This is a genomic window from Mesorhizobium sp. M0001 (genome assembly GCF_040324255.1).
Classification (GTDB): domain Bacteria; phylum Pseudomonadota; class Alphaproteobacteria; order Rhizobiales; family Rhizobiaceae; genus Mesorhizobium.
The window spans coordinates 121143-147405 of record NZ_JAMYVS010000002.1 but is presented as its reverse complement, the minus strand read 5'-3'; the positions used below and the strand labels follow the sequence as shown (position 1 = coordinate 147405).

The following is a 26263-nucleotide window of genomic DNA, read 5'->3' as shown; positions in this document are numbered from 1 at the left end:
CTGTCCTGGGAAAGACCGTCCGGCCAACCTCCGTGCTCGGCCGTCTATGGCGGTTCGCGACGAGGCTGCCTGCGTATCTGTCTGAAAGGCGGGGCTTGCCCCCGGAAGGCGACTATCTGAGGCGCGACATCGGGCTATCGGAGCGGGACGTCCCGCAGGAATATTGGCAATATTACTTTTGGGATCGTTGATTTTGCACGGTTTTTAAGGGCTGCGGCCAAAGCCCGGCAACGGAAGCCGCATCGCATGAACCGGGACGGATAAACCAAATCCTAAACCAACGCCGCAGCGTTTCGGGCAGCCTGATCGGCCGCCGTCGCCTCGAGCGTCAACAAACGGACGGAAGACCATGACCATAACTCTTTGGACGACACGCTTCGCGGCTTTCGCCGCCATCTCGATCGCGGCGGGTGCGGCCGCCCAGGCGCACGACGCCAACCCGTTGGCCCAAAAGGTGCGCGCAGCCAACAGCCGCTTCGAGAATGTGGCAGCCGCCACCGCCGAAGGCTATGCCCCCATCCCTTGCGCCAGCGGCATCACCGGCGGCGCCATGGGCATCCACTATGTCAACGGCGCCTATCTCAAGGACGATGCCGTCGATGTCGCCAAGCCCGAGGCGGTGATGTACGAGCCGATGGCCGACGGCGGCCTGAAGCTAATAGCGGTCGAATACATCACCTCGAAAGGCCCGGCCTCGCTCGAAGGCCAGCTGTTCAACTTCAACAGCGCCCCCAACCGCTACGGCCTCGGCCCGTTCTACGAACTGCATGTCTGGGCCTGGAAACAGAACCCGACCGGCGCCTTCGCCGACATGAACCCGAACGTGTCCTGCGACGCGATGAAGGGGATGTAACGTTCCCGATGTGACATCCGGCACCGGACACACCCGATGCCTGCCTTCCCCCTTGGCGGGGGAGGGGCGAGCGAAACGCCGACCGGCTCCCCAGTCTTCCCCGGCGTTCGCTCGCCTTTTATTATGCCCCGGCATACGATGACGCACCTTGCACACGCGGCCGTCCTTGGCCCCTCGGCGCACCCGCACCTGCCCACCCTTTCTTAAGGTGTTTCGGATACATCGAAACCTTGAAAAGAGGCGGAAAACGGAGAGACATCGGGGTGCGCTTTTCCGCGGCGACGACGGCCGGGCGGTTCTTGCCGCAGCGTTTGGCGCTGCGCATGGGGCCTCTGCTTGACCGCATCGATGCGGTGCTGTTCACCGCCGACGAGCGCGGCGAAGCCGGCCGCATGTCGCTGATCGCCTTTGCCATCCGCATCGTCAGCGCCGTCATCGCCTTCATCAGCCAGGTGCTGATGGCGCGCTGGATGGGCTCGTTCGAATACGGCATCTTCGTCCTCGTCTGGGTGACGATGGTCATCGTCGGCAACCTCGCCTGCCTCGGCTTCCACACCTCGGTCATCCGCTTCATCCCCGAATACCGCGAACGCAACATGCTGGCCGAGCTGCGCGGCATCGTTGTCGCCAGCCGCCTGTTCGTGCTGATTGCCTCGACCGCAATCGCCGGACTAGGCGCACTGGGCGTCTGGCTGTGCGCGAACTGGATCGAGAGCTACTATGTCATGCCCTTCATCCTCGGCCTGTTCTGCCTGCCGATGATCGCCATGGGCGACCTGCTGCAAGGCCAGTCACGCGCCAATTCCTGGGCGCTGTTTGCGCTGTCGCCGACCTATCTGGTGCGGCCGGTGCTGATCCTGGCGCTGATGGCGCTGATGCTGGCAATGGGCTATGCGCCCGACGCCAGGACAGCGATCTTCGCTTCGATCGCCGCCACCTACGCCACCACGCTCGGCCAGCTCATCGGCGTGACCACGCGCATGGGCAGGAATATCCCGGCCGGGCCGATGAAGGTGCATTTCAGCGAGTGGTTCATCGTCTCGCTGCCGATCTTCCTGGTCGAAAGCTTCTTCTTCCTGCTCACCAACGCCGATGTGCTGATGGTCGGCGCCTATCTCCAGCCCAATGACGTCGCCGTCTATTTCGCCACCGTCAAAACGCTGGCGCTGGTGCATTTCGTCTATTTCTCCGTCAAGGCCGGCGTCGCCCAGCGTTATGCGCAGTTCACCCATGGCGAACCGGAAAAGCTCGCCGCCTTCGCCCGCGAGACCGTGTCGTGGACGTTCTGGCCGTCGCTGCTGATGGCGCTGCTGGTGCTGGCGCTCGGCGAACCGATGCTGGTGCTGTTCGGGCCCGAATTCACCGACGGCTATCCGCTGCTGTTCCTGCTGGTGTTCGGCGTCGTGGCGCGCGCCGCCGTCGGCCCTTGCGAAAGCCTGTTGACGATGAGCGGCAACCAGAACATCTGCGCCGCCGTCTATGCCATGACGCTGGCCTTCAACATCGGCCTCAACGTGGTGCTGATCCCGCTCTTTGGCCTGTGGGGGGCGGCGATCGCCACCAGCCTCGCCATGGTCTTCGAGGCCAGCGCCCTGTCCTTCACCGTCTGGCGCAAGCTCGGCATCGTCATGCTGATCTTCGTGCCCGCTGCCGAGGGAGCCGCCTGATGGCCGCCATCCCGCTGATCGAGGAAACCAGCGGCGGTCCGGCCGGCGCCATGGTGTCGGGTCTTGCCGGCCTGGCGCGCGACGCCGATCCGGCGCATCTCGAGATCCTCGCCAACAACCGGCCGCTGCGCAAGCTGGCGATCTATCCGGCTTCGGCCGGCTTCGAACTGGTCGAGGAACTCGACTATCTGTGCACCCGCACGATCGAGCCCAACGTTTTCTTCAACCCGCGCTTCCTGGCGCCGGCCATGCCCCGGCTGGAAGATCGCGAGGTCAAGCTGGCGGTGATCCGCGACGGCGACGAATACCGCAACCGGCTGCGCCTGCTGGTGCCGTTCTCGGTCGAAAGGCCGGCGGTGCCGCTCGGCGTTCCGGTGATGCGCACCTGGTCGAGCCCGTTCGGCCCGATCGGCACACCGCTGGTCGACCACGACGACCCGATCGGCGTCGTCGAGGATTTCTTCGGCATGCTGTCGCGGCCGCATCTCAAGCTGCCGAAGGTCTTCGTGCTGCCCGACATGCGGCTCGACGGCCCATTGGCCAGCGTGCTGGCCACCGTTGCCGAGACGCGCGGCCTGACAATGGTCACCACCGGCAAGGCGGACCGGCCGGTGCTCGAAAGTACGCTCGACGGCGAGGCGTATCTGAAGGCATCGCTGCGCGCGCACCACTACCGCGAATTCCGCCGCCTAAAGCGGCGCCTGGGGGATCTCGGCAGGCTGGAACATGTCGTGGCGCGGGGACCGGACGAAATCCGCCACGCCATCGAAAGTTTCCTGACGCTGGAGGCGGCCGGCTGGAAGGGCCGCGAGCGCACCGCCATGGCCATCGACCGCTACCGCGCCGCCTTTGCCCGCGAGGCCGTGCACCGGCTGGCCGAGCACGACATGTGCCGCATCCATTCGCTGATGCTGGACGGCCGCACCATCGCCTGCCTGGTGGTCTTCGTCGAAGCCGGCGTCGCCTACACCTGGAAGACCGCCTATGACGAGACGCTGGCGACCTATTCGCCGGGCACGCTGCTGATGATCGAGGTGACCAGGCAGCATCTCGACGACCCCAACATCATGATGACGGATTCCTGCGCCGTGCCCGACCACCCGGTGATGAGCCGGCTGTGGAGCGAGCGCAAGCCGATGGGCTCGCTGGTGATCGGACTGACGCCGGATGCCGACCGCCTCGCCCGCCAGGCCGCCTCGCAGCTGCATCTCTACCGCGAGACCCGCAACATGGCCCGTCTGCTGCGCAACCGCGTGAAGAGTTTGCTGGGACGGCGATAGCCACTGGATCAACGGCAAGACACCAGCTATGGCTCCGGCGGCAATTTCGGCCGGCCTTCACGACAAGCCATCCTGATGATCAGAACCTTTTTGCGTCACGCCGGTCCCCGTGCGGCCTTTTTGCTGCTTGCGCTGCTGCCTGTCCGCGCCTGGGCCGATAGCTGTCCCGAGGATTGCAGCGAGCCCGCGCCGTCCATCAACATCTACAGCCACACCGCCGCCAGCCATCTCAGCCCGGCCACGCTGGGTGCACTGCCGCGCGTCTATGTGCCGAACCGCTCCTCCAACAGCGTCACGGTGATCGACACCATGACACTCAAGGAAGTCGACAGGTTCCCGGTCGGCAGCAAACCGCAGCACGTCGTGCCGTCCTGGGACCTGAAGACGCTCTGGGTCGCCAACAATGGCACCGGCAAGAACGGCAGCCTGACGCCGATCGACCCGATGACCGGCAAGCCCGGCCCGCAGATCGCCGTGGACGATCCCTACAATTTGTATTTCATGCCGGGCGCGGCCATCGTCGTCGACGAAGCCCTGGAGCGGCTCGATTTCCGCGATCCTCACACCATGGCGCTAATGTCGAGCCTGCCGACGCCCACTTGCCCCGGCATCAACCACGCCGAATTCTCGGTCGACGGGGCCTACGCGATCTTCACCTGCGAATACGGCAATGGCGGATTGGCAAAGATCGACCTGAAGAACCAGAAGGTGCTTGGCCATCTCGACTTCTCGAAAATGGGCATGCCGCAGGACATCCGCCTCTCGCCCGACGGCAAGGTTTTTTACGTCGCCGACATGATGAATGACGGCGTGTTCCTCGTCGATGGCGACAGTTTCAAGGAAATCGGCTTCATCCCGGCCGGCATCGGCGCCCATGGCTTCGTCGTCAGCCGCGACGGCAAGCGGCTCTATGTCTCGAACCGGGGCTCGCACAAGATGGAGCAGGGCCAGGCAAAGGGACCGGGCAGCGTGACGGTGATCGACTTCGCTACCCGCGCGGTCGTCACGCAATGGCCGATCCCCGGCGGCGGCAGCCCCGACATGGGCAACGTCAGCGCCGACGGCAAACAACTATGGCTGTCCGGCCGCTTCGACAGTGCCGCCTACATGATCGACACGACATCAGGCGCGGTGACCAAGTTTCGGGTTGGCTCAGAGCCGCACGGCCTGACGGTGTGGCCACAGCCGGGGCGGTATTCGCAAGGGCATACGGGGAATATGCGCTAAGTCCGTGTTCGAGGCGCGGCTCGAACGCAAAAGGTCGCAAGGGCAACCGCCCATCGGCCGGGACCCGGAACGAGCAGGGGCTTTCCTTGGAAACCGCGAAGCTGTAGCTCCACACACTGGTTTCGGATACTGCCAGAAGATGAACCTTGGCCGCATCGTCCTCATCGTCGCGCTTCTCAATCTTGCCTATTTCGGGATCGAGTTCGCTGTGGCGCTCGCCATTGGATCAGTGTCCCTGTTCGCCGACAGCATCGACTTTCTTGAAGATGCTTCCGTGAACCTCCTTATCCTGCTCGCACTTGGGTGGTCTGTGCGCTCCCGTGCGCGGGTGGGGATGGCATTGGCGCTCATCCTTCTCATGCCGGGTCTGGCAACGCTCTGGACGGCTTGGGAGAAGTTCAACGTGCCGGTGCCGCCGCAGCCCATCGCCTTGACCTTGGCGGGACTTGGCGCTCTCGCCGTCAACCTGTCCTGTGCCTACATGCTGGCCGCGCACCGGCATCGTGGCGGCAGCCTCACAAAGGCGGCCTTCCTGTCGGCCCGCAACGACGCCTTGGCCAACATCGCCATTATTGCCGCAGGGTTGGTCACGGCCTTGCTCTGGCATTCCGCGTGGCCCGATTTGGCGGTGGGATTGGGGATCGCGGTCATGAACGCCGACGCGGCCCGCGAAGTGTGGGAAGCTGCCCGTGAAGAACACCGTGCGGCGGCCTGAGAGCACGTAGAGCGGGGCTACCGGCCGCCGCTGATTGGCGCTATCGCTGTCATCCTCAGCAGCCGCGGTTGGCTCTGTGTTCGAGGCACTGTTCGAACCCGGAGGTTTCGCAAGGGCGACCGCCCGTCGGCCGGTCAGGCCGCCCCATCGGAGCCCATGAGCGAAGCGAACTGGCGTGAGATCAAAAATGGTGCCCCTAGCCGGAATCGAACCAGCACTCCTTGCGGAACTCGATTTTGAGTCGAGCGCGTCTACCAATTCCGCCATAGGGGCTCAGGCCCAAAGGCCTGGATGGGCGCGGACTATACGGTTGGAGGCCTGTTCGTCAACTGGCCAAATGCGCCGCCGTGCCCTGCTTGCGGCAAAAGCCCGCCTTTCTGTTTCGTGACGCTCCTGCCATTGTGCGGCGCGGAAAATCTTTCTAGACAGACGCGCATCAAAGCGCGTTGCGTGTGGCAACCTGCATCCAGGAGAGCCGATGCTTCGCGGACTTTACGACTGGACCTTGTCGCTGGCGGCCCGCAAATCCGCCGAATGGTGGCTGGCCTTCATCGCTTTCGTCGAAAGCTCGGTGTTTTTCATACCTGCCGACGTCTTGTACCTGCCCATGGCTTTGGCGCGGCCCGAACGCGCCTATCGCTACGCGCTGACCGCCACTGTCGCGTCGGTGCTGGGCGGCATTGCCGGCTGGCTGATCGGTTACTATGCCTACGACACGATAGCACGGCCGATGCTGGAGCACTTTGGCGGCCTTGACGCGTTCGAGAGGTGGCAGTCGGCCGGCACCGGGCTGATGCTGGTGCTGCTCGTCACATCGGGTGCCGCCCACCTGCCGCCGATCAAGGTGGTCACCATTCTGGCAGGCGCCCTCCACGTCAATCTTTTCGTCTTCATCGTCTCCGCCATCCTGGCGCGTGGCGCTCGTTTCCTGCTTCTTGCCTGGCTGCTGCGCCGCTATGGCGAAGAGATCAAGGAATTCATCGAGAAGCGTTTGGGATTGATCGTCGGCGCCGGCGCCGCTGCCCTGATTTTGCTCTATATCGTCGTCAAATACGCCTTCTGACCGTCCAAGGCGGGCGGTGGGTCAGGACTATGCCGGCGGACGGCGAATTCAACGGACGAAACATGACAGCCACGATGACAGCCGATACCGGACGCCAGCGGACGCGCACCGCTTTGTTTCTCGCCGTCGCCATGGCCGCCACGGTCGGCTCCGCGCTCGCCTTCCAGCACATAGGCGGCTACATCCCCTGCCATCTGTGCCTGGAGCAGCGCACGCCCTATTATATCGGCGCCCCGCTGATGCTGCTGGCGGTGATTGCCTCGATGCTTAGCGCGCCCGCATGGCTGACGCGCGGCCTGCTTGCCGTCGGCGGCCTGCTGATGCTCTATGGCCTCTATCTCGGCGTCTATCATTCGGGCGTCGAATGGGCCTGGTGGCAGGGCCCGGCCGATTGCACGGCCGGCGCCGGCCCGGTCGACACCGGCGGCAAGGGCGTGCTCGACGCGCTCGACAAATTCGTGCCGCCATCCTGCGATAAGGCAGCCCTTCGTATCCTCGGCCTGTCGCTGGCCGGGTGGAACGCCATCGCCAGCTTCATCCTCGCCGCCGTCGCCTTTCGCGGGGCAATGGCGCGCGATTGAGCTAATTCGATCGAGCGCCACGACGCAGAGTTCGAGCAAAAATTCTGCAGACTGGTTCGCGTGGCGCGGCTTTCGACGTCCGAGCTAGGTCGACCCCCACTCCGTCTCGGCTTCGCCGAACCACCTCTCCCCCGATCGACGGGGTAGAGGAAAGGCGCGAGCCTATTACAGCCGGCGCTACTCTACAGCCAGCGCTCCTCCAGCGGGGCTCCCTTCCTCTCCCTCCGGAGGGGGGAGAGGTGGCGCTGCGAAGCAGCGACGGAGTGGGGGAAGCCGGTCCTTAAAGGCGATGCCGCCGATAAGTGAGCGCAGCCGAGCTGTTCCGATATGGTCTGGCAGGCGTGTGAGCATCGGAAGCGCAAAATCGCTTCAGGCGGCCAGCCTTGCGAATTCTCGAACGATCCCTACGGTTCGAGTTCCACATCCCAGTAGAGATAATCCATCCAGCTTTCATGCAGATGGTTGGGCGGGAACAGCCGGCCATTGTTGTGCAGGTCGTGCACGGTCGGCTGGTAGGGCTTCTGCAACGGCCACATCTTGGCGTGCGCCGGCATCATGCCGCCCTTCCTCAGATTGCAGGGTGAACAGGCGGCCACGACATTCTCCCACGTCGTCGCCCCGCCGCGATGGCGCGGGATGACGTGGTCAAAGGTCAGATCCTCGGGCGTGCCGCAATACTGGCACTGGAAGCGGTCGCGCAGGAACACGTTGAAGCGGGTGAATGCCGGGTGCCTCGACGGCTTCACATAGGCCTTCAGGCTGACGACGCTGGGCAGCTTCATCGAAAAGGTCGGCGAAGACACCGCATGCTCGTATTCGGCGACGATGTTGACCCGGTCGAGGAACACCGCCTTGATGGCATCCTGCCAGGACCAGAGCGACAAGGGGTAATAGCTGAGCGGACGGTAATCCGCATTCAGCACCAGCGCAGGAAGCCCATCCGGAGATACGGCAACCGTCACCTTGTTGACCTCCTCGTTTTAAAACCGATCGGCGTGGATACTGTAAGCCCGACATGACAGGGATGTGAAGCGGATTGTCATCAGCCAAACGCGGCAAAAATGCAGGGTTTTCATGCTTTTTTGCGGTTTCAGGCCGGAGGTGCCGCGTCCCGGCCCCTGGTTTCGCGATAATAGGACCAGAAAAGCCGCGATGCGACACCTCGCCACGGGCTCCATGATTCGGCCAGGGCGATCAGCGTTTTCTCCGGCGGACGCGGCTCGATACCGAGCGCGTGGCCGACCGCGCTCTGCAGCGCGACGTCGCGCGCGGGGAAAATATCGGGGTGGCCGGCGGCAAACAGGAGATAGACTTCCGCCGTCCACGGGCCGATGCCCGGCACCGCGATCATAGCCGCGATCGCCTCTTCGGCGTCGAGCAAACAGAGGTGATGCAGGTCGAGCCCCTCAACCACGGCCTGCGCAACCGCGATCAGACCGCGCTGCTTCGGCCGCGACAGCCCGGCCTCGCGAAACATGTCCTCGCCGGCGGCAAGGATCGCCTGCGGCGTTAGCGGATCGACCAGTTTCATCAGCCGGCCGAAAATCGCATCGGCGCTCGCACGGGATACTTGTTGCGAAACGATAATGGAGGCCAGGCTTCGAAAACCGGGTTCCGACAGCCGCAGCGGCACCTCGCCAGCCATGCCGCGCACCTTTTCCAGGCGCGGATCGATTGCGCAAAGCGCATCCAACCCGCGCGCAATATCGTCCAGTGTCGCGATGCGTTGCATGTTTTCTTGTTCCTGAACCGACCGCACGGTAGCAATTGGCAAAACCGCTGCACAACCCGATTGCCGCTTGTGAGATGACGCTCCTGACATTCCGCTTCGCGCCGAGCCCGAATGGCGAACTGCATCTCGGCCATGCCTATTCGGCACTGCTCAACCAGCAACTGGCGCGTGCGGCCGGCGGCCGCCTGCTGCTGCGCATCGAGGACATCGACACGATCCGCTGCACGCCTGAATTCGAGGCCGGCATCTTTCGCGACCTCGAATGGTTAGGTCTCGAATGGGAACAGCCGGTGCGGCGCCAGGCCGAGCATTTCTCCGACTATCAGGCCGTGCTCGACCGGCTGGTCCGCGAAGAACTCGTCTACCCTGCCTTCATGAGCCGTGGCGAGATCAGGGCCTTCATCGCCGACAGCGAAAAGCGCGGCCGCGGCTGGCCGCGCGACCCGGACGGCGTGCCGCTTTATCCCGCCGCCGACAAGGCGCTGCCGGTCAGCGAACGCAACCGCCGCATCGCCGAAAATGCGCCCTTCGCCTGGCGCCTCGACATCGATGCAGCGCTGGCGCGCGTCGGCACGGATTTGTCCTGGCGCGAATTCACCAACGAGACGCTTTCGGCGACGCAGCGAGTCGAGGCGCGTCCGCAGGACTGGGGCGACGTCATTCTGGCGCGCCGCGACATCCCGACCAGCTATCACCTGGCCGTCGTCGTCGACGACGCTCTGCAAGGCGTCAGCCATGTCGTGCGTGGCCGCGACCTTTATTCCGCGACCGGCATCCAGCGCCTGCTGCAGGAACTGCTCGGCCTCGGCCAGCCGCAGTATTTCCACCACCGTCTCATACTCGGACCGGATGGGCGCAAACTGTCGAAGAGTTTTGCTGATACCGGCCTTGCCGCGCTGAGGCAGGCAGGCATGTCGCCGGACGATGTCAGGCGGCTGGTCGGGCTCTGACTAAAGCCGGGCCAGCCCCGCCTTGAGCAGCGCCAACGCGCCTATAAACGCGAAGGCGCCGCCCAGTCCCCAGGCAACCGCGAGCTTCAGATCTCTCAGGACGATGCCATGTTCGTTCGCGGCCATGACCGCGGCGAAAAAGCCGAGCGTGAACAGCAATGTGTTGCCGGTCGACCCAAAACCGTCCTCCTGCATGATGGCGTCGAGCGCTGAACCGAAGAAGAAGCCGAACACGGCCACACTGGCCACCGTCATCAAAAGCCAGCTTGTGTCGAGATGCAACAGCATGCGCGCTCCCTGTCGAAGCCAAAACGCCATGTCGCCGGATCCATCGACAGAAGTCGATTGCCCTGACGCCGCCCTTTGAATTCGGCCACCTCCTACATCAGGATGAGCTTATGTACCAATTGTTTCGCTTTGCTTGCCGGATTGAACCGCATTAGAGCAATTGCCGTATTTGTCTCTTCACCGAATCGGACCTCTCCACCGGAAACGGCTTCCCCGAAAATGCACAGTCTCAAGCGGTTCATCCCCGCCTCGTTTGTCGTCCTGTGGGCGACAGGTTTCATCGGCGCGCGCTACGCCATGCCCTGGGCCGAGCCCTTCACCTTTCTGGCGGCCCGCTTTGTCATCGCCGCCTTGCTGCTCGCCGGCCTGATGCTCGTGCTTGGCTCGAAGCGAGCCACAAGGGCAGAAGCGCTTCACGCCACGGTCTCCGGCATCCTCATGCATGGCATCTATCTCGGCGCGGTGTTCTGGGCGATCCACAGGGGCATGCCCGCCGGGCTTTCGGCGCTGATCGTCGGCCTGCAGCCACTGATCACGGCCGTGCTTGCCGGCCGGTTCCTCGGCGAGGCCATCCTGCCGCGCCACTGGGCCGGCCTTGCCGTCGGCCTTGTGGGGGTGATCATCGTGCTGTGGCCAAAGCTCGGCGCTCTCGGCGGCGGCGTTACGCCCGAAACGCTGGCGGCGTCGCTGGTCTCGGTGCTGGGCATGAGCGCCGGGACCATCTGGCAGAAGCGCTATGCCTCGGGTGGCGACCTGGTGGCGGCGACGATGTGGCAATATATCGGCGGCGGCTCGCTGATGATCCTGGCTTCGCTGGCCCTTGAGACCCACACGGTGATCATCAACGGCGAACTGATCTTCGCCATGGCCTGGCTGGTCCTGGTGCTGTCGATCGGCGCCATCTTCTTGCTGATGGTGATGATCCGCGACGGCGAGATGTCGAAGGTCGCGTCGCTGTTCTACCTGGTGCCGGCCGTCACCGCTGTCATCGCCTGGGCGCTGTTCGGCGAACGGCTCAGCCTCGTGCAGATCGTCGGCATGGCAATCGCGACGCTCGGCGTCGGGCTGGCCACGGCTCGGCCAGCCAAAACCTAGCTGCCGACACGCGCGCGCGCTTCGAGAAAGCGGCTGATCGCTGCATTGAGTTCGCCGCCGAGGATGAAGATCGCCGACAGCATATAGAGGAAAACCACGGCGATCATGATCGAGGCGAGGCCGGCATAGGTCGTCACATAGGACGAGAAATGGTCGAGGTAGGTCGCGAACATCGTCGAGCCGACAAGCCACGCAGCCAGAGTGAAAATGATGCCAGGCACCAGCGAGACAAAGCGGCGCTTGCCCGCCGGCAGCCAATAGTGGACGGCAAACAAGCCACCAATGATGACGGTTGAGGCGATGACGTAACGCCACAGCGTGATCGTGCCCGTATAGGGTTTGATCCACTCGAAATGAGCTTCCGCCAGCCGCGCCAGCAAGGGCGCAAAGACCAGGAGCACGCTGATCGCCAGGAAACCGGCCGTCGCGATCAGCACGAAGAAAATGCTCTGCACCCGGCGGTAGATGATGCCGCGCGTTTCGGCGACGCGGTAGGCGCGGTTGAGCGAGGTGCGCAGCGCCTCGATGCCGTTGGAGGCGAAATAGGCCGCCAGCAGCACGCCGTAGGTCAAAAGATCGGTGCGCCGCACGGTCAGCACGTTGAGCACTTCGCGCGCGATAGGCTTCGCGATCTGTTCGGGCCAGGTGTCGAAGACCAGGTGCACGGCAGTATCGGCGAACGCCTGCGCGCCGAGGAAGCTCGCCAGCGTGGTGGCGAAGATCAGGAACGGGAACAGCGCCATCAGCGAAGTGATCGCCAGATGGCTGGCCATGGCCCAGCCGTCATCGGTGTTGAAATGGCCAAGCGCGTCATAGAGCACGCGGCGCAGCACGACGATATTCCGCATCAAGAGCCGCGTTCCCTTCGATTGTCTCGACGCCGCGAATATGGGAAGGGATTGTGGCAAATGGCAACCCTTGCTCAAACCACGACGCCGCCTGCCAAAGAGTTGCGCACCATCATCGTCACCGGCGCCTCGTCCGGGATAGGCGCCCACTGCGCCCGTGCGCTGAAGGCGGATGGCTGGCGGGTGCTTGCAACGGCGCGCAAGCCTGAAGACATAGCCTCACTCGAAGCAGACGGCATCGAGGCGTTTTACCTCGATTACCGTGAGCCGGACTCTATCGAAGCCCTTGTGGGCTCGGTGCTGGAGCGGACAGGCGGACGCCTCGACGCCCTGTTCAACAACGGCGCCCATGCACAGCCCGGCGCCGTGGAAGACCTGCCGGTTGCGGCATTGCGCGAGCAGTTCGAGGCCAATTTCTTCGGCTGGCACGACCTCACCCGACGCATCGTACCGGTAATGCGTCGCCAGGGACATGGCCGCCTCGTTCATTGTTCCTCGATCCTTGGGCTAGCGCCGGTGCCTTTTCGCGGCGCCTACTCAGCCTCCAAGCACGCGCTCGAAGGCCTGATGCTGTGCATGCAGCAGGAACTCAGGGGCAGCGGCATCCATGTCTCGCTGATCGAACCGGGGCCGGTGACCTCGAAAATCGCCAGCAACGGGCTGTTCTGGTTCCTGAAAAACATCGACCACGAGAATTCCGTCCACCACCTCGCCTATGCCACGCAGCTGGCGCGGCTTCGGGCCGGCGGCAGCTCATCACGGCTGAAAAAGGGGCCGGAGGTGGTCTATGCGGCCTTGCGCCATGCACTTCTGTCGCGGCGCCCGCGCCCGCACTATGTGGTAACAGTGCCGGCCAGGATCGGCGTGATGCTCAAGCGCATCCTGCCGGCATCGATGCTCTACCGCGTTCTGGCCAGACGCGCCTGACCGCAACAGAACTGGGAACAGATCATGGCAACCGTCATCAAAGTCCTCCTCGTCCTCGTCATGGTCGCCGTGGTGATCGTGCTTGTCCGCGGCCTCATCAACATGATGCGCGGCGGCTCCGGTGTGAGCTCGAACAAGCTGATGCAGGCGCGCGTGCTGTTGCAGGCGCTGGCGTTGGCACTGATCCTGCTGGTGGTGTACTTCACCCGCAAGTGACGGCCGTTCGGGAGGCGACGTGGTCAAGCTCAACAAGATCTACACCCGCACCGGCGATGACGGCACCACTGGCCTCGGCACCGGTGAACGCAGGCTGAAATCCGACCTGCGCGTCGATGCCTACGGCACCGTCGATGAAGCCAATGCCTGCATCGGCATCGCCCGCCTGCACACAGCGGCAAGTTATCCCGCCATCGACGCCATGCTGTCCCGCATCCAGAACGATTTGTTCGACCTCGGCGCCGATCTCGCCGTGCCCGACGACGGCAAGCCGCTTGGCTACGAACCGCTGCGCATCATCGCCTCGCAGACCGACCGCGTCGAAAAGGATATCGACCTTCTCAACAAGGATCTGCAGCCGCTCAAATCCTTCGTGCTCAATGGCGGCACGCCGGCGGCGGCAGCACTTCATCTTGCCCGCACCGTGGCGCGACGGGCCGAGCGGATCATGGTGGCACTGGCGCAGGACCCGGCCGAACATGTCAATCGCGAGGGGCTGAAATACATAAACCGCGTCTCGGACTTTCTGTTCGTCGCCGCTCGTGCGGTCAATGACAACGGAAATGCCGACGTGTTATGGGTGCCCGGCAAGAACCGCTGAATTTTCGAAGGCGGGAAAGGGCTTGGGGCATGTTCATCCCGCTTTACGACTCCAACAGGTTGCGCCACATCCGGCTGCAATATGTGACGATCGGCCTGATCGCGGCCAACGTGTTGGTCTTTCTCATCACCACGATCGGCGGCGAAAATTTCAACAACGCCGCCGTGCTCGGCCTCGGCTTCATCCCTTCGGTTGTCCACGACACGGCAGAACTCTCGCCCCAATTCGTCGTCATTCCGGAGAGCCTGAGTTACCTCACCTATGCCTTCCTGCATGCCGATATCTTTCATCTCGGCGGCAACATGCTGTTCCTGTGGGTGTTCGGCGATAATGTCGAGGACGCACTCGGCCACATCCGCTACCTTATCTTCTACCTGCTTTGCGCCATCGCCGGCGCCTTCTTCCAAGGGCTCGTCGCCTGGAGTTCGGAGGTGCCGCTGATCGGCGCCTCCGGCGCCATTGCCGGCGTCGTCGCCGCCTATCTGGTCCTCTACCCCCGGGTGAAAGTGTGGGTGCTGGTCTTTGCCCGCATTCCGCTGCGTATCCCGGCCTTCATCCCGCTGATCCTGTGGATCGGCTTCCAAGTGGTGATGTTTGCCGCCGGCGGCGAAAACCAGATATCCTGGGCCTGCCATATTGGCGGCATCATTGCCGGTGGCGTGCTGGTGCTCATCATGCGCAGCCGCGGCGTGCCGCTGCTCGCCGGTGACGACGGCGAGCCGGAACCCGCCGATCAGCCAGCCGCTTCTACTGGGCCGGCGCCAGCCGGTCCCGCTCCCGTGCAACCTGAGACGCGTTGGGGCCGAGGTGGCGCTTCCGGTCACAACTGAACCGATTTGAGCGGTTTGGCCGCTGCCGTGGCATATTGACGTGTTGCGTCTCCACAACTACGGAGAGCGCCACCGCTAGGCGGCAGAAGACAAGAATTCCGTCCGGCCAGAATTCCGTTTGGCCGCAATTCAGTCAGGAATGTCGGCTTTCGACAACTCTGCGGAGGCGCACGCTGCTATAGCGCGCCCGGATATCTCAGGAGAGGTGACAGGCAAATGAAGATCCTTGTGCCCGTGAAGCGGGTTGTGGATGCGAACGTCAAGGTTCGCGTCAAGGCTGATGGTTCGGCGGTTGAACTCGCCAACGTCAAGATGGCGATGAACCCGTTCGACGAGATCGCGGTGGAAGAGGCGCTCCGGCTGAAGGAAGCCGGCAAGGCCGAAGAGATCATCGTCGTGTCGATCGGCCCGCAGCAGGCGCAGGAAACGCTCCGCACCGCGCTCGCCATGGGCGCCGACCGCGCCATCCTGGTCAAGACAGACGAACAGACCGAGCCGCTCGGCGTCGCCAAGGTGCTGAAGGGCGTCGTCGACGCCGAGCAGCCCGGTCTCGTGATCCTGGGCAAGCAGGCGATCGATGATGACTCGAACCAGACCGGCCAGATGCTGGCCGCCCTGCTCGGCTGGGCACAGGGCACTTTCGCCTCCAAGGTCGTGATCGACGGCGACAAGGCCAAGGTGACGCGCGAAGTCGACGGCGGCCTGCAGACGGTAGAGCTGAAAATGCCGGCGATCATCACCGCCGACCTTCGTCTCAACCAGCCGCGCTATGCCTCGCTGCCCAACATCATGAAGGCCAAGAAGAAGCCGCTCGACGAAAAGAGCCCGGCCGATTACGGCGCCGACGTCAAGCCGCGCCTGAAGGTGCTCAAGACCGAGGAGCCCAGCGGCCGCAAGGCGGGCGTGAAGGTCAAGAGCGTCGCCGAACTGGTCGACAAGCTGAAGAACGAAGCCGGCGTGCTCTGAGACTGGAAGGAACAGATAAAATGACCATTCTCCTCATCGCAGAACACGACAACGCAACTCTTTCCGACCAGACCGCCAAGGCGCTCTCGGCGGCGCTGCAGATCGGTTCGGACGTGCATGTGCTGGTCGCCGGCAAAGGCGCCAAGGGCGCGGCCGACGCCGCCGCCAAGCTCGAGGGCGTGAGCAAGGTGCTGCTGGCCGAGGCCGACGAACTGGCCGAGCGCCTCGCCGAACCGCTCGCCGCACTCGTTGTCTCGCTGGCCGGCGCCTACGACACCATAATCGCGCCGGCGACCTCGTCGGGCAAGAATGTCGCGCCGCGCGTGGCGGCCCTGCTCGATGTCGCGCAAGTCTCCGAGATCATCGAAGTGGTTTCACCAGACACGTTCAAACGGCCGATCTATGCCGGCAACGCCATCCAGACGGTGCAGTCGAGCGACGCCAAGAAGGTCATCACCGTGCGCACCGCCTCCTTCCAGGCTGCCCCCGAGGGCGGCTCGGCAGCTGTCGAGACGGTCAAGGCCGCGTCCAATCCGGGCCTGTCCACCTTCGTCGAGAACAGGCTGTCGGAAACCGACCGTCCGGAACTGACCTCGGCCAAGATCATCATTTCGGGCGGCCGCGCGCTCGGCTCCTCGGAAAAGTTCCAGGAAGTCATTCTGCCGGTCGCCGACAAGCTCGGTGCAGCCGTCGGCGCCTCGCGCGCTGCCGTCGACGCCGGCTACGCCCCGAATGACTGGCAGGTCGGCCAAACCGGCAAGGTCGTGGCGCCGGACCTCTATATTGCCGTCGGCATTTCCGGCGCCATCCAGCACCTTGCCGGCATGAAGGATTCGAAGGTCATCGTCGCCATCAACAAGGACGAGGAGGCGCCGATCTTCCAGGTTGCCGATTATGGCCTCGTCGGCGACCTGTTCGTCATCCTGCCGGAACTGCAAAAGGCGCTTTGACGCTCTCTGCCAAAGCGTATTAAATTGTGAAAGGGTGGGGTAGACGAAGCTACCCCACCCTTTTAGTTTGCACTGCACAAAAAGCAGGCCGCAAAGGCCTTTTCGACGGGATCGCTGCAAATGGCCAAGATCGAGACGATCGGCATCATCGGCGCCGGCCAGATGGGCGGCGGCATCGCGCATGTATCAGCACTTTCGGGTTTCAAGGTGCTGATCTACGACGTCTCGCCCGACCGTATCGAGAAGGGCATTGCCACGGTCAGCGGCAACATGGCCCGTCAGGTCGGCTCCGGCAAGCTTGAGGAAAAGCTGCGTAACGAAGCGATGGCGCGCATTTCCGCAGCCCCCACCATGGCTGATCTCGCCGGTGCCGATCTGGTTATCGAGGCGGCGACCGAGGACGAGACGGTCAAGCGCAAGATTTACGCGCAGCTCTGTCCCCAGCTCAACCCGGAAGCCATTCTGGCGACCAACACCTCGTCGATTTCGATCACCCGGCTTGCGGCGCAGACCGACCGTCCCGAGCGTTTCATCGGCATACATTTCATGAACCCCGTGCCGCTGATGAAGCTGGTCGAACTGGTGCGCGGCATCGCTACCGAGGATCAGACCTTCGAGGCGGCCAAGGCCTATGTGAAACAGCTCGACAAGACGATCACCGTCTCTGAAGATTTTCCGGCCTTCATCGTCAACCGCATTCTATTGCCGATGATCAACGAGGCGATCTACACGCTCTATGAGGGGGTCGGCTCGGTCGATGCCATCGACACCGCCATGCGGCTCGGCGCCAACCATCCGATGGGACCGCTGCAGCTCGCCGATTTCATCGGCCTCGACACCTGCCTGTCGATCATGCAGGTGCTGCATGACGGCCTGTCGGATTCGAAATATCGCCCCTGCCCGCTGCTGGTGAAATATGTCGAGGCCGGCTGGCTCGGCCGCAAGACCGGGCGCGGCTTCTACGATTATCGCGGCGAGCATCCGGTTCCGACGCGCTAACCACCAGACCGAAAGTTCCGTGCTACCTCAGGACGCCGCTGCAAGCGGCGGCTCTGCTTGGCCTCTTGACCCGGTATCGTCAGGCGCCACGGAAACACAGCCGCGGCCGGCGGCCTTGGCCGCATAGCAGGCAGCATCGGCCCGGGCGATGATCTCGTCGACTTCACCGCTGTTGCTGTGGATCGGCGCCAGCCCGATGCTGGCATCGATCGCATGCGGCCGGCCGTCCCAGCTGAACTGCAGGCCGCGGATGGCGTCGATGACCGAGCGTGCGGCAATCCTGGCGCCGGCGCTCGACCCGGCTTTCAGGATGACCGCGAATTCGTCACCGCCGAGGCGGGCCACGATATCCTCCGGCCCAAGCGCACCGCGAATGGCCTCGGCAACCCGCTTCAGCAAGGCGTCGCCGGCGGCGTGCCCGCCAGTGTCGTTGACCAGCTTGAAATGGTCTAGATCGATGAACATGAAATGATGCTCGCCCGCCGGCCTGGCCGTGCCGGCCTTGCGGCTCCGGTCGACCAGTTCCTCCATGGTGCGGATAAAGCTCGAACGGTTGGCAAGGCCGGTCAGCGCATCATGCGCGGCGGCATAGGCGAGTTGGCGCTGCAAGGCGCGCGCATCTGTGAAGTCCTGGAAGACGATGACCAGGCCGCAGAACTCCTGGCGGTCGTTCATGATCGGCGACACCACCTGGCGGATGCTGCAGCGCGTGTCGTCGCGACGGATGAGGACGGCGCGACTGTTTTGGTCGGCAGGGCTGGCGCTGCCGAGCGCCGGCCGCGTCATGCCGATCCTTTGCCCGGTTTCTTCGTCCACCGCCCAGTAGACATGGCCAAGCGTCTTGCCGAGCGCCTCCGCGCCAACAACGCCGGTGAGCTTTTCGGCGACCGGGTTCATGAAGGTGATGCGGTTGGCGGCATCGGTGCAGATGACGGCGTCGCCGATCGACTGCAGCGTCACCCTCAGCCGCTCCTTCTCGTCGGCCAGCATTGCCGCCGATACGATGAGGCTTTCCTCGGTTTGCTTGCGCTGGGTGATGTCGGTCAGGCTGCCGATGGCCCTGACCAGCCGTCCGTCCTTGTCGCGTTCGAGCGTCTTGCCGCGGTCGAGGATCCAGACCCAGTGGCCATCCTTGTGGCGCATCCGGAACTCGGCTTCGAAGAACGGTGTCCTGCCCTCCAGATGGGCACGATCGGCTTCGGCGACGTTTTCGCGATCGTCGGGGTGGATCATCGCCAGCCAGCGGTCGGGGTCGCCGTCCAGTTCGCCATCGGCATAGCCCAGCATCTTCACCCAGGTGGCGGAGTAGGTGGTGCCGCCCTTCCGCATATCAAGATCCCAGACGCCTTGTCCGGCGCTGGCCAAGGCAAAATTCCAGCGCGTTTCGGCTTCGGCTATGCGCGCCTCGGATTGCTTGCGCGCATCGATATCCTCGATCTGGGAGACCAGGTAGAGCGGGCTCCCGCTCTTCTCGTCGCGAATGACGGAACCGGCAAGATGGGCCCATACCGGCGTGCCGTCCTTCCTGAGGTAGCGCTTTTCGAAGTGGAAGGCGTTGACGGTGCCCGCCCGCATGCCTTCCATCGTCTCACGGCCGATCTGCACATCGTCGGGATGGGTGATCTGGAAGAAGGTCAGCGCCTCGATCTCCTGCTTGCTATAGCCGAGCATGGCGGCGAAGGCCGGGTTGGTTTCATGGATGCGGCCGTCGAGGCCGACAATGGCGATGCCGATCGCCGAATCCTCCATGGCGCGGCGGAAACGCTGCTCGCTTTCGGCGATCTGCCGGCGGTCGTCCAGTATCCGGTAAATGAACAGGGCGGCGAGAATCAGCGCAACGGCGGCGACCGGCACCGATATCTGCAGGCAGAGTTTCAGCACTTCGGCGCTGACATCGAGCCGCGACAGCAGGAGCGCGACCACGGCAGCGCAAAGCCCTCCGGCCGCAAGCACCAAAGCCACGTGACTGTCAGCCCGCAGGCTTTTTCGCTCTCGTCGCATCACTGTGCATGCCACCCCATGCGCAACACATTTCTGCAAAAAACACTGGATGATCGATTTTAAGGAAAGGTTGCGCCGGAGCCACCGGCAACACGGTGAACCCGCAAACAATTCCCGGCATGATTAAGGATCGGTGATTATTGGGCGATCTTGGACGGCCCGGTCACCAGCGCACGAAGAACCGTCCCCCGAGCGCGCCCAGACCGGCGAGGACGGCGATGGCGAGCGTGTACCAGGTGGCGACGAAAAGCGGAGAATCGTCGAAGCAGTGCGCGGCGTAGAAGGTCGCCGCCAGGCCGCCGGCGAGCAGTCCCGCGACCGCCCCGGCCAACACCGGCCGCGTCGGCGCTCCATAGCGCAGCATCCACAGGAAGACGGCAAGCGGGCCGATTCCGATCAGCGGGATGAAGCCCATGCAGATCATCATGTTGGAGCCGACCATGCGCGTGCTCCACATCGGCTCCGGCACCATGAACAGTTCGAGAGCCACCGCCACGGCCACCAGCAGCGGCGCCGCCAGCATCCAGGCCGCGGCTCTTGCCGTCGAAGCTCCCGGCGTCGACAACGCCCGGACCAGGCCAAAGGCGGTGACGGCGAGCACGATGGTGAACACGAACTTCGCCAGGAACCGCATCGTGTGCATGGCGGTCATGATGTCGGGACGCGGGCCGATGGTGAGAAAGAAGACCAGAGCCGCGATCACCGCCGCGGCTGCCGCCGCCATCAACCAGGCCGAGCGCAGCGGCATCGCCTTGCTGCTTGTGTCGGCGTCGAGTGCCTTGATGAGATCCTCCGTCCTCATGTCACTGCCGCCCGAAGCGCCCCTGCCCAAATCGCTTGGCGATCGCGGCAAGCCCGCGATGCAGCGACACCCGCACCGCCGTCTCGCTGACGCCGAGCCTGGCCGCCGTCTCGCCGATGGAGCGGCCGTCGACCGAGATCGAAGAAACGACGGAACGCTGCGCAGCCGGCAGTCCGTCCAGCGCCCGGTTGATGTCGCGTTCGCTGACGGTCTCGGTTTCCGGCTCGGCAAAGGTCTCGGCGATCTCGTCGATCTCGATTTCGATGCGCCGTCCGCGCCGCCGGAAAGCATCGATCAGCTTGAAGCGGGCTATCGCATAGATCCATGGCAACACCGGCGCGTCCTGGCGCCAGGTATGCCGTTTCACATGAATGGCCAGCAAGGTTTCCTGCACGACATCCTCGGGATCGACCCCGCCCTGTACGATCTTGCGCCTCGCAAAGCCGCGAACCAGCGCGGCGATCCGGTGCAAAAAGTCGGCGTAGGCCCTTTCATCTCCCGCGATCGCGGCCCGCATCAGCCGGGAAAGCTCGGCCTCATCCTTGCCGCTCACAAGAGTTCACTCCCCGATCTTCGCGCCTCGGCACCGATTTGTTACGTGTCCGGCGAAATGATGTCCAAGCCAAAGTGCCGCAAAATCACGAAAGTTTGCGGGAGCGGCGACCGATTGAAGCAGCCGAGCAATGTTGACTACTGCTGTCAGGTATCGATAGGTGCAGCCTGCGAAACCAGAACCACCGAGATTAAGGATGACGCCATGAGATACACGCTCTCCACCCTAGCGGGGGCCACAGCGCTGGCCGTGAGCATGATCGCCGGGCCGGCAATGGCCGCGGATGCCGGCATCATCGTCTACAACGCCCAGCATGAGAGCCTGGCCAAGGAATGGGTCGAAGGTTTCACCAAGGAAACCGGCATCAAGGTCACGCTGCGCAATGGCGGCGACAGCGATTTCTCCAACCAGATCGTCGCCGAGGGCGCTTCTTCGCCGGCCGACGTGTTCCTGACCGAAAACTCGCCGGCGATGACCCTGGTCGAAGCGGCGGGCCTTTTCGCGCCGGTCGACGCCGACACGCTGGCGCAAGTCCCGGCCGAATTCCAGCCGAGCAGCGGCAAATGGGTGGGTGTCGCGGCGCGCAGCACCGTCTTTGCTTACAACAAGACCAAGCTCACGGCCGAAAAGCTGCCCAAATCGATGCTCGATCTCGCCGATCCCGCCTGGAAAGGCCGCTGGGCAGCCTCGCCTTCCGGCGCCGATTTTCAGGCCATCGTCAGCGCGTTGCTCGAGCTCAAGGGCGAAGCCGCAACCGCCGACTGGCTGAAGGCCATGAAGGAGAATTTCACCGCCTACAAGGGCAACGGCACGGTGATGAAGGCGGTCAATGCCGGCGAGATCGAAGGCGGAATCATCTACCACTATTACTATTTCGGCGATCAGGCAAAGACCGGCGAAAACAGCAAGAACGTCGAACTGCATTATTTCAAGAACCAGGATCCCGGCGCTTTCGTCTCGATCTCCGGCGGCGGCGTGCTCGCCTCGAGCAAACACCCGAAGGAAGCCCAGGCGTTCCTCAAATGGGTGACCGGGAAAGGCGGCCAGGACGTGCTGAAGACCGGCACGTCCTTCGAATACGCTATCGGCAAGGACGCGCAGTCCAATCCCAGGCTGGTGCCGCTGGCCGACCTGCAGGCGCCGAAGGTCGATCCGGCGACACTGAACTCCAAAAAGGTGACGGAACTGATGACGGCAGCCGGCTTGCTTTAGGCTGGGTTCGTCCTAAAAGGGCAACGATTGCGCTCCTGCCGGACTTTCCGCAGGAGCGCTCTGTTTTCGAGATGGCATTGTCCATGACGACACATTGCGTTTCCGGCCGCGCCTGCGGCGCCCCCGCCCCGGCGGCAGTGGCGCGGGTGAGGTGATGCAGTCTGTCGTCGATCTCGCACGTTCAGGCCAGGCAGCCAAGCGGTCCCGCCGGAAGCCCATGTCCTGGATCGCGCTTGCCGCCATAATTGTCTCGCTGCTGTCGCTGCTGCCGCTGGCGTTCATCATCTGGATCGGTGTGCAGATCGGCTGGGACACTGCTTCGGCCCTGGTCTTCCGGCCGCGCGTCGGCGAACTTCTGGTCAACACCGTGCTTCTGGTGGCGCTCACCGTGCCGATCGCCACCGTGCTGTCGGTGACGCTGGCATGGCTGACCGAGCGCAGCGACCTGCCCGGCGCCCGCCTGTGGGCTTGGCTGTCGGTGGCGCCGCTCGCCATCCCCGCCTTCGTGCATTCCTACGCCTGGATCACCATGGTGCCGACCTTGCACGGCCTGTGGGCCGGCGTGCTGGTCTCGGTTCTCGCCTATTTCCCGTTCCTCTATCTGCCGCTGGCGGCGGCTCTGCGCCGGCTCGATCCTGCTTTGGAGGACGCAGCCGCAGCACTCGGCCTTGGACCATGGCGGGTGTTTTGGCGTGTCGTGCTGCCGCAGCTGAGACTGGCCATTTGCGGCGGCGCGCTGCTGGTCGGCCTGCATCTGCTGGCCGAATACGGCCTCTACGTCTTCATCCGCTTCGACACTTTCACCACGGCGATCGTCGACCAGTTCCAGTCGACCTTCAACGGTCCCGCCGCCAACATGCTGGCCGGCGTCCTGGTGACTTGCTGCTTCGTGCTGCTCGCGCTGGAGGTGCTGGTGCGCGGCGAGGAACGCTATGCCCGCGTAGGCTCGGGTGCAGCGCGCCGCCAGCAGCGCACCAGGCTCGGTCGCGCCACCCTGCCCTGCCTGGCTCTGCCTGCCATCGCCACGCTTCTCGCCATCGGCGTGCCCTTCGTCACCATCGGCCGCTGGCTGGTCGCCGGCGGCGCCGACGTCTGGCGTTTGGACGAGATCGGCCTGGCGCTTGGCCAGACGCTGTTCCTGGCGCTGGCCGGCGCCTTGCTTGCGACCATCGCCGCCATGCCGATGGCCTGGATCTCGATCCGCGCGCCGGGACCGCTGCAGCGGCTGCTCGAAGGCTGCAACTACATTGTCGGTTCGCTGCCCGGCGTGGTCATCGCGCTGGCCTTGGTCACCATTACCGTGCGCATCGCCATGCCGCTCTACCAGACGCTGTTCACAATCCTGGTCGCCTATGCCCTGATGTTCCTGCCGCGCGCCTTGATCAGCCTCAGAGCCTCGATCGCACAGGCGCCGGTCGAGCTCGAACGCGCCGCCGCCAGCCTTGGCCGGCCGCCGCTGAAGGCGCTTTGGTCGACAACGATTCGCCTGTCGGCGCCGGGGGCTGCGGCCGGCATGGCGCTGGTCGCGCTCGGCATCATGAACGAGCTGACCGCCACCCAGATGCTGGCGCCCAACGGCACGCGCACGCTGGCCATGGCGTTCTGGTCCTATAGCGGCGAGATCGACTATGCCTCCGCCGCCCCTTACGCCTTCATCATGGTGGCGATGTCGCTGCCGCTGACCTGGCTGCTCTATGTCCAGTCGAAACGGATGGCCGGGCGATGAGCTTTCTCGAAATCAGTGGCCTCACCAAGCACTACGGCCCGGTCGCAGCCCTTGCCGGGGTCGACCTCAGCGCCGCCAGCGGCAGTCGCACCGCCATCGTCGGCCCGTCCGGCTGCGGCAAGACCACCTTGCTGCGGCTGATCGCCGGCTTCGAGGCGCCCGACCAGGGCCGCGTCGTGCTCGACGGCGAAGTGCTGGCCAATGGCGGCCATGCGGTGCCGGCGCACCGCCGCGGCATCGGCCTGGTGGCGCAGGATGGCGCCCTGTTCCCGCATCTCAGCATCGGCGACAATATCGGCTTTGGCATGGCCCGCGGCGAGGACCAGCGCGCCGAGCGCATCGCCGAGCTCGCCTATACCGTCGGGCTGGACAAGGCGATCCTCAAGCGCCGCCCGCACCAGCTCTCCGGCGGCCAGCAGCAGCGCGTGGCGCTGGCCCGCGCCATGGCGATGAAGCCCAGGCTGATGCTTCTCGACGAACCGTTCTCGGCGCTCGACACCGGTCTGCGCGCCTCGATGCGCAAGGCGGTGGCCGAACTACTCGAAGCCGCCGGCATCACCACCATCCTGGTCACCCACGACCAGGCCGAGGCGCTGTCCTTCGCCAGCCAGGTGGCGGTCATGCGCGACGGAAAGTTCTCTCAGATCGGCACACCGCGAGAACTCTATCTGCAGCCGAAAGACCGCATGGTTGCCGAGTTTCTTGGCGACGCCATCATCTTGCCGGCAAAGATTTCAGGCGGCTTCGCCACCTCCTCGCTTGGTCGCATAGCCGTCGACTCGAAGGAGCGGCGCGACATCGCCCGCATCATGCTGCGACCGGAGCAGGTGCAGGTAAAGCGCACGTCGCGCGAAGGCATGTCGGGTCCTGCGGGCACGATATTCGCCGAGGTGACGGACTCGGAATTCGCAGGCTCGATGTGCACCATTGCCGTGCGGCTGTTGAACAACCCCGATCCGCCGGACGCCGCGGCGATCGGCAGCACACCGCTGACCTTACGCAAGCCGGGAATCGACGCACCTGCCGTCGGCGAGATCGTGCGTCTGACAGTTTCCGGCAAGGCGCATGTCTTCGCCTGAACTGCCGATGCGTCGGATTGGCGCGAGCGGCTGCGTCAATCGACTCGTTTCCCAGCATTGTCGAACCAATGCAGCTTCTCGGCCCTGGCCACGACGCGCAGTTGATCGCCGGGTTTGGCCGTGGCGCGGCCGGCCACACGCACGACGATGCGGTTGCCGCCGGCGGCACAGTGAAGAAAGCTTTCGGCTCCCACAGGTTCGACCGCCTCGACCGCCGCAGGCAGAATAAGCGCGCCGGATGATGCCTCGGCACTGAAGGTGACGTCGGCATCCTCAGGGCGGAAGCCAAGCGTGGCGGCGTTCGTAGGCGCGAAGTCAACCGTCTTGCCGTCGGTCAGCGCCGGACCAGCCGGTCCTTGCGAAAGAGGCAGAAGGTTCATCGGCGGCGCTCCGATGAAGGAGGCGACGAAGGTCGACGCCGGCTTCTCGTAGATGTCGAGCGGCGCACCCGTCTGCTCGACCAATCCGCCATTCATGACGACGAGAATATCGGCCAGCGTCATCGCCTCAAGCTGGTCATGGGTGACGTAGACCGAGGTGACACCGAGCGAGCGCTGCAAATTCTTGATTTCGACCCGCATCTGGCCGCGCAGTTTGGCGTCCAGGTTGGAAAGCGGTTCGTCGAACAGGAAGACTTTCGGATTGCGTACGATTGCGCGACCCATGGCCACGCGCTGGCGCTGGCCGCCGGAAAGCTCGCGTGGGCGCCGGTCGAGCAGCGCCGTGAGTTCCAGCACCTTGGCGGTCGAGCGAACCCTGCTGTCGATCTCGTCCTTGGGAGTACCCCGGTTGCGCAATCCATAGGCCATGTTGTCGTAGACCTTCATATGCGGATAGAGCGCATAGTTCTGGAACACCATGGCGATGTCGCGCTCGGTCGGACCGATCGTGTTGACGATCTTGCCGTCGATGGCGACGATGCCGGAAGAAATGGTCTCAAGCCCGGCGATCATCCGCAGCAGCGTGGACTTGCCGCAGCCGGACGGCCCAACCAGAACGCAAAGCTCCTTGTCGGGAATGGCGATCGAGACACCCCTCACCGCCTCGACGCCGCCGGGATAGACTTTCTTCACATCCTTCAGATCGACGGTCGCCATCAGCT

The 26263-nt window shown here is 64.1% G+C and carries 27 protein-coding genes and 1 tRNA gene; 19 read left to right on the top strand and 9 right to left on the bottom strand.

The window, feature by feature from the left end; genetic code table 11:
* Positions 1 to 349: 349 nt before the first annotated feature.
* From NKK50_RS05720 to NKK50_RS05700, 5 genes are all read left to right on the top strand, one after another.
* Entirely contained in the window at positions 350 to 853 is a 504-nt protein-coding gene (locus tag NKK50_RS05720) for a hypothetical protein (protein ID WP_023833371.1), read from the top strand.
* Positions 854 to 1116: 263 nt separating this feature from the next.
* Positions 1117 to 2520 carry a lipopolysaccharide biosynthesis protein gene (locus tag NKK50_RS05715; protein ID WP_023833372.1) on the top strand — a complete coding sequence of 468 codons (1404 nt, stop codon included), beginning with the start codon at positions 1117 to 1119 and terminating at the stop codon, positions 2518 to 2520.
* Positions 2520 to 3800 carry a GNAT family N-acetyltransferase gene (locus NKK50_RS05710; RefSeq protein WP_023754193.1) on the top strand — a complete coding sequence of 427 codons (1281 nt, stop codon included), beginning with the start codon at positions 2520 to 2522 and terminating at the stop codon, positions 3798 to 3800. The genes NKK50_RS05715 and NKK50_RS05710 overlap by 1 nt, the downstream gene beginning before the upstream one ends.
* A gap of 75 nt (positions 3801 to 3875) precedes the next feature.
* Positions 3876 to 5027 carry a YncE family protein gene (locus tag NKK50_RS05705; protein ID WP_352543171.1) on the top strand — a complete coding sequence of 384 codons (1152 nt, stop codon included), beginning with the start codon at positions 3876 to 3878 and terminating at the stop codon, positions 5025 to 5027.
* A 139-nt stretch (positions 5028 to 5166) separates the two neighbouring features.
* The gene (locus NKK50_RS05700) at positions 5167 to 5742 is read left to right on the top strand and encodes a cation efflux transmembrane domain-containing protein (RefSeq protein WP_352543170.1); all 576 of its coding nucleotides are present in this window, start codon (positions 5167 to 5169) and stop codon (positions 5740 to 5742) included.
* A 188-nt stretch (positions 5743 to 5930) separates the two neighbouring features.
* On the opposite strand, the gene NKK50_RS05695 is transcribed toward NKK50_RS05700, so the two are convergent.
* Positions 5931 to 6015: transfer RNA gene (locus NKK50_RS05695), tRNA-Leu, on the bottom strand.
* Between the two features lie 205 nt (positions 6016 to 6220).
* On the opposite strand from NKK50_RS05695, the gene NKK50_RS05690 reads away from it, so the two are divergent.
* Both NKK50_RS05690 and NKK50_RS05685 read left to right on the top strand, forming a co-directional pair.
* On the top strand, positions 6221 to 6805 hold the full coding sequence (locus tag NKK50_RS05690) for a YqaA family protein (protein ID WP_023673756.1): 585 nt from the start codon (positions 6221 to 6223) through the stop codon (positions 6803 to 6805).
* Positions 6806 to 6867: 62 nt separating this feature from the next.
* The gene (locus NKK50_RS05685; RefSeq protein WP_023737462.1) at positions 6868 to 7386 is read left to right on the top strand and encodes a disulfide bond formation protein B; all 519 of its coding nucleotides are present in this window, start codon (positions 6868 to 6870) and stop codon (positions 7384 to 7386) included.
* A gap of 404 nt (positions 7387 to 7790) precedes the next feature.
* On the opposite strand, the gene NKK50_RS05680 is transcribed toward NKK50_RS05685, so the two are convergent.
* Together NKK50_RS05680 and NKK50_RS05675 are read right to left on the bottom strand one after the other, a co-directional pair.
* Complete coding sequence (locus NKK50_RS05680; RefSeq protein ID WP_008874122.1) at positions 7791 to 8348, bottom strand: HNH endonuclease; 558 nt, start codon at positions 8346 to 8348, stop codon at positions 7791 to 7793.
* A 128-nt stretch (positions 8349 to 8476) separates the two neighbouring features.
* The gene (locus NKK50_RS05675; RefSeq protein WP_023671679.1) at positions 8477 to 9118 is read right to left on the bottom strand and encodes a DNA-3-methyladenine glycosylase family protein; all 642 of its coding nucleotides are present in this window, start codon (positions 9116 to 9118) and stop codon (positions 8477 to 8479) included.
* A 74-nt stretch (positions 9119 to 9192) separates the two neighbouring features.
* Between NKK50_RS05675 and gluQRS the strand changes: the two genes are divergently transcribed.
* A complete protein-coding gene (gene gluQRS, locus NKK50_RS05670; RefSeq protein WP_023833373.1) occupies positions 9193 to 10068 on the top strand; it encodes a tRNA glutamyl-Q(34) synthetase GluQRS in 876 nt (291 codons plus the stop codon).
* Here the strand turns inward: gluQRS and NKK50_RS05665 are convergent, their stop codons facing one another.
* Positions 10069 to 10356, bottom strand: coding sequence for a hypothetical protein (locus NKK50_RS05665; protein WP_023671677.1), 288 nt, complete (start codon positions 10354 to 10356; stop codon positions 10069 to 10071).
* A gap of 219 nt (positions 10357 to 10575) precedes the next feature.
* Between NKK50_RS05665 and NKK50_RS05660 the strand changes: the two genes are divergently transcribed.
* Positions 10576 to 11451: a DMT family transporter gene (locus NKK50_RS05660; RefSeq protein WP_023671676.1), complete on the top strand. Its 876-nt coding sequence runs from the start codon at positions 10576 to 10578 to the stop codon at positions 11449 to 11451.
* On the opposite strand, the gene NKK50_RS05655 is transcribed toward NKK50_RS05660, so the two are convergent.
* On the bottom strand, positions 11448 to 12299 hold the full coding sequence (locus NKK50_RS05655) for a YihY/virulence factor BrkB family protein (RefSeq protein WP_023671675.1): 852 nt from the start codon (positions 12297 to 12299) through the stop codon (positions 11448 to 11450). The two genes, NKK50_RS05660 and NKK50_RS05655, sit on opposite strands and share 4 nt — an antisense overlap.
* Positions 12300 to 12359: 60 nt before the next feature.
* Between NKK50_RS05655 and NKK50_RS05650 the strand changes: the two genes are divergently transcribed.
* From NKK50_RS05650 to NKK50_RS05620, 7 genes are all read left to right on the top strand, one after another.
* Positions 12360 to 13226, top strand: a complete 867-nt coding sequence (locus NKK50_RS05650; RefSeq protein WP_023671674.1) for an SDR family oxidoreductase — start codon at positions 12360 to 12362, stop codon at positions 13224 to 13226.
* Positions 13227 to 13250: 24 nt separating this feature from the next.
* Positions 13251 to 13442: a twin transmembrane helix small protein gene (locus NKK50_RS05645; protein ID WP_023671673.1), complete on the top strand. Its 192-nt coding sequence runs from the start codon at positions 13251 to 13253 to the stop codon at positions 13440 to 13442.
* 19 nt (positions 13443 to 13461) lie between these two features.
* Positions 13462 to 14043, top strand: coding sequence for a cob(I)yrinic acid a,c-diamide adenosyltransferase (locus NKK50_RS05640; protein WP_023671672.1), 582 nt, complete (start codon positions 13462 to 13464; stop codon positions 14041 to 14043).
* A 29-nt stretch (positions 14044 to 14072) separates the two neighbouring features.
* Complete coding sequence (locus tag NKK50_RS05635; protein WP_023737459.1) at positions 14073 to 14873, top strand: rhomboid family intramembrane serine protease; 801 nt, start codon at positions 14073 to 14075, stop codon at positions 14871 to 14873.
* A 216-nt stretch (positions 14874 to 15089) separates the two neighbouring features.
* Entirely contained in the window at positions 15090 to 15839 is a 750-nt protein-coding gene (locus tag NKK50_RS05630; protein ID WP_023737458.1) for an electron transfer flavoprotein subunit beta/FixA family protein, read from the top strand.
* A gap of 20 nt (positions 15840 to 15859) precedes the next feature.
* On the top strand, positions 15860 to 16789 hold the full coding sequence (locus NKK50_RS05625) for an electron transfer flavoprotein subunit alpha/FixB family protein (RefSeq protein WP_023737457.1): 930 nt from the start codon (positions 15860 to 15862) through the stop codon (positions 16787 to 16789).
* Between the two features lie 120 nt (positions 16790 to 16909).
* Positions 16910 to 17788, top strand: a complete 879-nt coding sequence (locus tag NKK50_RS05620; RefSeq protein WP_023671668.1) for a 3-hydroxybutyryl-CoA dehydrogenase — start codon at positions 16910 to 16912, stop codon at positions 17786 to 17788.
* 27 nt (positions 17789 to 17815) lie between these two features.
* On the opposite strand, the gene NKK50_RS05615 is transcribed toward NKK50_RS05620, so the two are convergent.
* From NKK50_RS05615 to NKK50_RS05605, 3 genes are all read right to left on the bottom strand, one after another.
* Positions 17816 to 19750, bottom strand: a complete 1935-nt coding sequence (locus NKK50_RS05615) for a PAS domain S-box protein (protein ID WP_050588105.1) — start codon at positions 19748 to 19750, stop codon at positions 17816 to 17818.
* Positions 19751 to 19952: 202 nt separating this feature from the next.
* Entirely contained in the window at positions 19953 to 20591 is a 639-nt protein-coding gene (locus tag NKK50_RS05610) for an NrsF family protein (protein WP_023671666.1), read from the bottom strand.
* Position 20592: 1 nt separating this feature from the next.
* The gene (locus NKK50_RS05605; RefSeq protein ID WP_023671665.1) at positions 20593 to 21144 is read right to left on the bottom strand and encodes a sigma-70 family RNA polymerase sigma factor; all 552 of its coding nucleotides are present in this window, start codon (positions 21142 to 21144) and stop codon (positions 20593 to 20595) included.
* Between the two features lie 204 nt (positions 21145 to 21348).
* Between NKK50_RS05605 and NKK50_RS05600 the strand changes: the two genes are divergently transcribed.
* The 3 genes from NKK50_RS05600 (at position 21349) to NKK50_RS05590 (ending at position 25161) form a co-directional block, all read left to right on the top strand.
* Entirely contained in the window at positions 21349 to 22356 is a 1008-nt protein-coding gene (locus tag NKK50_RS05600; RefSeq protein ID WP_023833375.1) for an iron ABC transporter substrate-binding protein, read from the top strand.
* A 154-nt stretch (positions 22357 to 22510) separates the two neighbouring features.
* Positions 22511 to 24082, top strand: coding sequence for an ABC transporter permease (locus NKK50_RS05595; RefSeq protein ID WP_023833376.1), 1572 nt, complete (start codon positions 22511 to 22513; stop codon positions 24080 to 24082).
* Entirely contained in the window at positions 24079 to 25161 is a 1083-nt protein-coding gene (locus NKK50_RS05590; protein WP_023744001.1) for an ABC transporter ATP-binding protein, read from the top strand. The genes NKK50_RS05595 and NKK50_RS05590 overlap by 4 nt, the downstream gene beginning before the upstream one ends.
* Positions 25162 to 25196: 35 nt before the next feature.
* Here the strand turns inward: NKK50_RS05590 and NKK50_RS05585 are convergent, their stop codons facing one another.
* A complete protein-coding gene (locus NKK50_RS05585) occupies positions 25197 to 26258 on the bottom strand; it encodes a sn-glycerol-3-phosphate import ATP-binding protein UgpC (RefSeq protein ID WP_023744000.1) in 1062 nt (353 codons plus the stop codon).
* Positions 26259 to 26263 lie beyond the last annotated feature (5 nt).